This window comes from Micromonospora acroterricola (assembly GCF_003172955.1).
GTDB classification, from domain to species: domain Bacteria; phylum Actinomycetota; class Actinomycetes; order Mycobacteriales; family Micromonosporaceae; genus Micromonospora; species Micromonospora acroterricola.
On the sequence record NZ_QGKR01000124.1, the window covers coordinates 23,659 to 30,774 of the forward strand.

Annotated in this window: 7 protein-coding genes and 1 pseudogene; 3 read left to right on the top strand and 5 right to left on the bottom strand. The window is 71.7% G+C overall.

Features of this window, described 5'->3' with window-relative positions; genetic code table 11:
- Window positions 1-114 precede the first annotated feature (114 nt).
- From prfB to pruA, 4 genes are all read right to left on the bottom strand, one after another.
- Window positions 115-1,236 (bottom strand): peptide chain release factor 2, encoded by a 1,122-nt coding sequence (prfB, locus tag DKT68_RS04830; protein WP_109816216.1) that lies wholly within the window; start codon window positions 1,234-1,236, stop codon window positions 115-117.
- 64 nt (window positions 1,237-1,300) lie between these two features.
- Entirely contained in the window at window positions 1,301-1,816 is a 516-nt protein-coding gene (locus tag DKT68_RS04835) for a PadR family transcriptional regulator (protein WP_109816217.1), read from the bottom strand.
- A 143-nt stretch (window positions 1,817-1,959) separates the two neighbouring features.
- Window positions 1,960-2,763 (bottom strand): tryptophan 2,3-dioxygenase, encoded by an 804-nt coding sequence (locus DKT68_RS04840; RefSeq protein ID WP_109816218.1) that lies wholly within the window; start codon window positions 2,761-2,763, stop codon window positions 1,960-1,962.
- A 54-nt stretch (window positions 2,764-2,817) separates the two neighbouring features.
- On the bottom strand, window positions 2,818-4,446 hold the full coding sequence (gene pruA, locus DKT68_RS04845) for an L-glutamate gamma-semialdehyde dehydrogenase (protein ID WP_109816219.1): 1,629 nt from the start codon (window positions 4,444-4,446) through the stop codon (window positions 2,818-2,820).
- Window positions 4,447-4,775: 329 nt separating this feature from the next.
- Between pruA and DKT68_RS04850 the strand changes: the two genes are divergently transcribed.
- Window positions 4,776-5,843, top strand: coding sequence for a hypothetical protein (locus tag DKT68_RS04850; RefSeq protein ID WP_236646717.1), 1,068 nt, complete (start codon window positions 4,776-4,778; stop codon window positions 5,841-5,843).
- A 20-nt stretch (window positions 5,844-5,863) separates the two neighbouring features.
- On the opposite strand, the gene DKT68_RS04855 is transcribed toward DKT68_RS04850, so the two are convergent.
- Window positions 5,864-6,373: a DUF6912 family protein gene (locus DKT68_RS04855; RefSeq protein ID WP_109816220.1), complete on the bottom strand. Its 510-nt coding sequence runs from the start codon at window positions 6,371-6,373 to the stop codon at window positions 5,864-5,866.
- Window positions 6,374-6,588: 215 nt separating this feature from the next.
- On the opposite strand from DKT68_RS04855, the gene DKT68_RS04860 reads away from it, so the two are divergent.
- Window positions 6,589-6,816 carry a helix-turn-helix transcriptional regulator gene (locus DKT68_RS04860; protein ID WP_109816221.1) on the top strand — a complete coding sequence of 76 codons (228 nt, stop codon included), beginning with the start codon at window positions 6,589-6,591 and terminating at the stop codon, window positions 6,814-6,816.
- A 99-nt stretch (window positions 6,817-6,915) separates the two neighbouring features.
- Window positions 6,916-7,116: pseudogene (locus tag DKT68_RS04865) on the top strand (Rv3235 family protein); the annotation flags it as partial.

Genomic DNA, 7,116 nt, shown 5'->3' on the forward strand with positions numbered 1-7,116 from the left:
GGTGAGTCTACGCGGTGTGACGACAGAGCCAAGCCCCACGCCCCGCACAGACGGTGCGCGTCCTCGAATTAGGGCTCTACCAGGAGATCGACGACGCGCTCCGCCCGCGTGTGATCACGCACCGTCGCCGGCCAGTTGCCGCTGCTTGCGCCAGCGGATACCCGCCTCGATGAAGCCGTCCAACTCGCCGTCGAAGACGGCGCTCGGATTGCCGGTCTCCTGCTCGGTTCGGAGATCCTTCACCATCTGATAGGGGTGCAGGACGTAGGACCGCATCTGGTCGCCCCACGAGCCGGCGGCGTTCTCCTTCAGCCCCTCCAGCTTGGCCTGCTCCTCCTGGCGCTTGCGCTCCAGCAGCCGGGCCTGGAGCACCCGCAGCGCGGAGGCCTTGTTCTGCAGCTGGGACTTCTCGTTCTGGCAGGTCACCACGATGCCGGTCGGGATGTGGGTGAGCCGGACCGCCGAGTCGGTGGTGTTGACGCTCTGCCCACCGGGGCCGGAGGAGCGGTAGACGTCCACCCGCATCTCGTTCTCCGGGATGTCGATGTGGTCGGTCTGCTCGGTGACCGGCAGGACCTCCACGCCCGCGAAGCTGGTCTGCCGGCGGCCCTGGTTGTCGAACGGGCTGATCCGCACCAGCCGGTGGGTGCCCGACTCGACGCTGAGCGTGCCGTACGCGTAGGGCACCTTCACCGCGAAGGTGGCCGACTTCAGGCCCGCCTCCTCGGCGTACGAGGTCTCGTAGACCTCGGTCGGGTAGCCGTGCCGCTCCGCCCAGCGCAGGTACATCCGAAGCAGCATCTCGGCGAAGTCCGCCGCGTCCACGCCGCCCGCGCCGGCGCGGATGGCGACCAGCGCCTCCCGGGAGTCGTACTCGCCGGAGAGCAGGGTGCGGACCTCCATCTCCTGGATGGCCTTGGTCAGCCCGGTGATCTCCGCCTCGACCTCGGTCAGCACACCCGGGTCGGACTCGGCCTCGGCCAGCTCCAGGAGCACCTTGGCGTCGTCGAGCTGGGACCGCAGGCTGCCCAGCTTGCTGATCTCGCCGTTGACGTACGACAGCTGCGAGGTCACCTGCTGGGCCTTGGCCTGGTCGTCCCACAGGTCGGGGGCCGAGGCCTCCTGCTCCAGCCGGGCCTTGTCCTCGTGCAGACGGTCAAGGTTGAGGACGGCCTCGATGTTTCGCAGGGTCGCGTCGAGTTCCTTGAGCTGTTCGGCGTAATCGGCAGCGGTCACGACAGACAAGCGTACTGTGCCGCGGGCGGAGCAGCTCGTTCCCTATGCGCGAATCCGCCGGAGGTCACCCGACGGGGGCGGACTTCAGCCACGACAGGGCCGCGCGGTGGTAGGCGACGGCGAACTCCAAAGCACTGGCGTCATACGTCTCGCCGTCCCGTTTGGCGTTCTTCACCTGTTCCCGCACCTGCGCCAGGGCCTGGGTGTGGTATTCGTTGGCGGAGGCGTACAGGCTCTTGAGCTGGCTGGCGGAGTGCAACTCGCCGAAGGCCATCCGGAGGGCTATCGGGTTGCGGATGGTGTCCCGCCCCGGGTTCTCGGTCAGCCACCGGGAAAATGTCCGTTTCCCACTCGCGGTGAGCGAGTACGGCTGGCTCATCCGCGGTCCCGGCTTGCCGAGCCGCACGAAACCCCGCTCGGCCAGCACCGGCAGCTCCCGGTAGACCTGGCTACGGGTCATCGACCAGTACGGCGCCAGCCGGCGCTCAGCGGCGGCCATCAGTTGGCCGCCTGTCATGGGACCCTCATGGAGCAGCCCGAGCAGGGCCGCCGCCGTGGGGTTGACTCCGGAATCCGCCATGCCCACTACGCTGCCACTTTGCGCTCGCGGCGTCCAGGATTTGGCGGTTTGCCACCCGACAGGACTTCCTATGTGCACTGTCGGCGGCAGACTGTCCGTTGAGGACTATCGATGGGTTGGGCTGACGGGTCGAGCCGGCCCGGTCAGAGCCGGCTCCGCAGCTCCCACAACTCCGGATAGAAGCGCGTCTCCACCCGGGAGCGCAGATAGGCACCGCCGGCCGAGCCGCCGGTGCCTGGCTTGGTGCCGATCTGCCGCTCGGCCATCAGCACGTGCCGGGCCCGCCAGAGCGAGAACGCCTGATCGTGGGCGACCAGGGCCTCCGCGAGGTCCCAGAGCGGCCCGAACCGCTCCCGGTCCGCGGCGATCCTGGTGTACGCCCCGAAGCGCGCCTCGGCGTCGTCCACCGGGAACCCGGCCCCGGCGAGCACGGCCAGGAAACCGTCCCAGAGGCTCGGCTCGGCCAGCCGGCGTTCCAGCCGCTCCCGTTCGGCCGACGGCAACCGGCGGAACCGGTGCAGGAAGTCCGGGTCCTTGAGCCCGGAGAGGAACTCGATCTCCCGGAACTGCACCGACTGGAACCCGCTGGCCGGGGCGAGCTTGGTGCGGAACGCCAGGAAATCCTGCGGCGTCATCGTGTCGATCACGTCGACCTGACCGATCAGCACCCGTTCCACCACGTGGCAGCGTTCCAGCCGTACCCGGGGCAGGTAGGTCTCGCCGGCCAGCATCCGCTCCCGGGCGTCGGTCAGCTCGGTGAGCAGCAGCTTGAACCACAGCTCGTACACCTGGTGGATGGTGATGAAGAGCAGCTCGTCGTGGGAGGCCGGGTCGGACTCCGGCACCTGCGCGGCGAGCAGGTCGGCCAGCCGCAGGTAGTCGCTGTAGGTCAGCAGACCGCCCTGCTCCCCGAAGCGGGGGTCGGGCGCGGGGGTGGGGTGTGTCACCCCGGCCAGGCTACCGCCGGCGGCGCCACGCGCGCCGCCGGCGGTGACCGCCTCCTAGCCCATGTGGGGGTACGTGTGGTCGGTCGGCGGCACGAAGGTCTCCTTGATCGTGCGCGGCGACAGCCAGCGGACCAGGTTGAGCCAGGAACCCGCCTTGTCGTTGGTGCCGCTGGCCCGCGCGCCACCGAAGGGCTGCTGGCCGACCACGGCGCCGGTGGGCTTGTCGTTGATGTAGAAGTTGCCGGCCGCGTACCGCATCCGCTCGCCAACCGCGTCGATCACCCGGCGGTCGGTGGCGAACACCGACCCGGTGAGCGCGTACGGGGCGATCGACTCGGCCTGCGCGACCACCTCGTCGAAGCGGGCGTCGTCGAACACGTGCACGCCCAGGATCGGCCCGAAGTACTCGGTGGTGAACGTCTCGTGCGCGGCGTCGGCGCACTCGAAGAGCGTCGGTCGCACGAAGTAGCCGACCGAGTCGTCCGCGGTGCCGCCGGCCAGCACGCGACAGGTGTCGTCACCGGCGATCAGCTCCAGCGCCGCGGTGTGCCGGGAGAACGCCTTGTCGTCGATCACCGCGCCGCCGAAGTTGCTGAAGTCGGCGACGTCGCCGTAGGTCAGCGAGTCGGTGGTGGCGGCCAGCCGGTCGCGCAGCCCACCCTCCCAGAGGGAGCGCGGCACGTACGCCCGCGAGGCCGCCGAGCACTTCTGGCCCTGGTACTCGTAGGCGCCGCGGATCAGCGCGGTGTGCAGGGCGTCCACGTCGGCGCTGGTGTGCGCGACGACGAAGTCCTTGCCGCCGGTCTCGCCGACGAGGCGGGGGTACCCCCGGTATCGGGCGATGTTGTCGCCGACGGTGCGCCACAGCTGCTGGAACACCTTGGTCGAGCCGGTGAAGTGGATGCCGGCCAGGTCCGGGTCTGCGAGCACGACGTCGGAGACCTCCTCGCCCCGGCCGGTGACCATGTTGATCACGCCGGGCGGCAGACCGGCGGCCTCGAACAGCCGCATGGTGAAGTGCGCGGCGAACTGCTGGGTCGGGCCCGGCTTCCAGATCACCGTGTTGCCGAGCAGGGCCGGCGCGGACGGCAGGTTGCCGGCGATGGCGGTGAAGTTGAACGGGGTGACCGCGTAGACGAAGCCCTCCAGCGGGCGGTGGTCGAAGCGGTTCCAGACCCCGGGCGAGGACGCGGGCTGCTCCTCGAGCAGGCGGCGGGCGAAGTGCACGTTGAACCGCAGGAAGTCGATGAACTCGCAGGCAGCGTCGATCTCGGCCTGGATCGCGGTCTTCGACTGGCCGAGCATGGTGGCGGCGTTGAGGGTGTCCCGCCAGGGGCCGGCGAGCAGCTCGGCGGCGCGCAGGAAGATCGCCGCGCGCTCCTCGAACGGCAGCGCCCGCCACATCGGGGCGGCGTCCTTGGCCGCCTTGATCGCGGCGCGGGCGTCGTCGTGGGTGGCGTGCGCGGTCACGCCGAGCACGTGCGCGTGCTTGTGCGGCTGCACCACGTTGATCGGGTCGCCGGCGGCCATCCGCTGCTCACCGCCGATGGTCATCGGCAGGTCGATGCGCTCGGCGGCGAGCTCGGTCAGCCGCCGCTGGAGCCGCTCCCGGTCGGTGCTGCCCGGCTCGTAGTTGCGAACCGGCTCGTTGCGCGGCTCGGGTACGGAGAACACGGCATCCATCAACGCTCCTGGCGATCTCGACTGCGGTGGCGAAACCGGACCCGCGGGCACCGACCGGACGGCCGGCCACCGGACGCCGCGCGGGATGGCCGAGCAGCGGCGGGACCTCCCACGATTCTTCCATGTCGGGGTGCCCGGCTCACCTCCACCACCTCCCACCGCCGAAGGACCGGCCCACCCCTTCCCTCCTTACCGATCAGGTTCGGGCGGGCGACGGGGCAGCCGTCCGGCGGGAGCCGCGCCCGTCGCGGCCGTCCCGTGGCGGTGGAAGGTCCAGCCGGCCCGCGTACCCTGAATGGTCGGTGACCTGCCGCCTCGAAGGGGAGACGATGACCAAGCAGCCCGGCCGCGTCCCGGCCTCGGAGTCGGACGAGCCGGCGGTCGACGAGGCCGTCCCCAGCACCCGACCCGCGCCCGCGCCGGGTGCGGCGGTGCTCGCGCTGCTGGCGCTCAGCTGGCTGGCCGCCATGCTCTGGTCGACCCGGGAGGCGATCACCTCGGCAGCGGCCGGGGTCACCGCGATCAGCCTCTCCGCGTTCGCCCTGCCCGGTGTCATCTCGGCCGCGCTGGTTGCCGGAGCGGGCGTCGCCCTGGCCGGCGGCAACCTGCTGTCCCGCCGGTACGGCGACGGCGTCACCCTACGATTCGTCGGGGCGATCGGGGCCGGGATGGTGGTCGGGCTGGCCGCCGCGCTCGCGATCAACCTCACGTACTTCGACACCTCGACCACCAACGTGATCGCCGGCACCACCGCGGCCGCGGCGATCATCGGGGCCGCGCTCGCCGGCGCGCGCACGGCGCCCGCGGTCGGCGCGGTGGTCACCGCCGCGCTGGGCACGCTGCTCTTCGTGGTCGCGTTCAGCCGCGCCCGGGACCCGCTGTTCGATCTCTTCGGTTCCGGTGACAGCCAGCAGTCGCTGATCGATGCGGCGAAGTGGGTGTCGCGCACCGAGTCGCTCGTCGCCGGCCTGCTGGCCGGTCTGCTCGCCTTCGGCTACCTGACCTGGGCACGGCGGCGGGCCGTCCGGCGCGATCCCGGCACGCCGGCCCTGCGTTGGCCGGCCTACCTGCTCGCCGGCGCCGGGCCCGGGCTGCTCCTGCTGCTCGCCGAGGTGATCATCCGGATCGGTGGCCGGTCCCTGCTGGACCTCGCCGGGGCCCTGAGCGAGGCGGACGCGGTGGCGCAGACCTCGCTGGGCACCTCGCGGGTGGACAACGGCATCTGGGTGCTCTTCGTGGGGGCGCTGACCGCGCTCGTCGCGTTCGGCCGCACGCTCGGCCCGGCCCCCGCGGACGACGACGAACCCGCCACGGCGGCCTCCGACCGTGACGAGCCGGAGCCGGCAGACCCGGAGCCCGTCGACGTGGATCCGGCAGGGGCGGACACGGTCCGCTGACGGCGGGCTGGCCCCCCGGCTCAGCCGTTGGCGCCCAGCAGCACGTCCAGCTCCGTCACGTCGTACCACTCCAGTTCGTGGTCCTCGGCGCTGTCGACGGTGAACTGGGCGTCCGGGTCGCCGGCGGCGGCCTCGGCCACCACGTCGGCCGCCGCGGCGACCTCCTCGACGGCGTCCGTCCCGTCCACGTGGATCGCCGCAACGGCGCCCACCGGCACGGTGTCGGCCAACGTCACCGTGCTGGAACCCAGCTCACCGTCACCCCGACCCAGCGCGGCCCGCGGCAGGTCGACCGAGACGACGACCCGGCGGCGGGGCGCGGCCGGGTCGGCCCGGAGCAGGTGCAGCGCGTCCTGGGCGGCCCGGGTGAACGCGACGTACTCCAACTCCTCCTCGTCGCCCTCGGCGTACCACTCGCGCAACGCCGGGGTCACCGCGTGCGCCCGGTCGGCGGTCAGCCCCTGCTCACGCAGCCGGGTCAGCATCGGTACGGTCGCCGGCACGTACACCCGGACAAGCTCGTCGGTCACCGGTCGTCTCCCCGCTCGGTCCTCCGCCGGCGGCCGCCGGCACGGGCGCAGATCATGCCGCACGCCGTGACCGTCATACACCCCGCCTCCGGCTGGTGGAAGTTCCCCGGCGGTGTGTCCACCGCGCGGGGGGCGTCGCCGGGCCGTCCGGGTGCTGGGCGACCTAAGCTGTCGATGGCAAACTGAGCCAAACGCCACCAACCCCGGGAGTTCCTGTGGAGCCGAGGTTCCTGCTGCTCTCCGACGTCGCCGCCGAGCTGAACGTGTCGGACTCGCAGGTCTACCACATGGTGCGCAGCGGCGAACTGCCGGCGATCAAGGTCGGTGGACGCGGCCAGTGGCGGGTCGAGCGCGCCCGGCTGGAGGAGTACATCGCGAGCAAGTACGCCGAGACCGCCGACTGGGTACGGGACAACCCGCTCGTCGACCGCGACCCGGAGTAGGGCCTCCTGCCTGCGTGCCATTGACCGCGGCCGTTCTGTCACCGAGAATCAAAGGTGTCGGAGGCAAACGAAGGCAAACGCAAGATCAAGGAGGCGGCGATGAGCGAGCCGCGACCCGGTCCGTCCCGACCACCCGTGCGGCTGCGCCCCGTCCCGCCCATCGACCCGCCGTACGCGGACGAGGCCGACGGGGCGTACTGGCCGGCGCCGACCCACGGCCAACTCGCCCTCGACCTGTTCTCCTCCACCCGGCCCGATCCGATCCGGCCGCCGGCCCGCCGCGCCGCCCTGCGCCGGGTG

Coding starts and splice junctions, on each gene's coding strand:
- DKT68_RS04835 (WP_109816217.1), bottom strand. CDS start 1,816: ATGGCGGATTCCGGAGTCAACCCCACGGCGGCGGCCCTGCTCGGGCTG.
- pruA (WP_109816219.1), bottom strand. CDS start 4,446: ATGGATGCCGTGTTCTCCGTACCCGAGCCGCGCAACGAGCCGGTTCGC.
- DKT68_RS04850 (WP_236646717.1), top strand. CDS start 4,776: ATGACCAAGCAGCCCGGCCGCGTCCCGGCCTCGGAGTCGGACGAGCCG.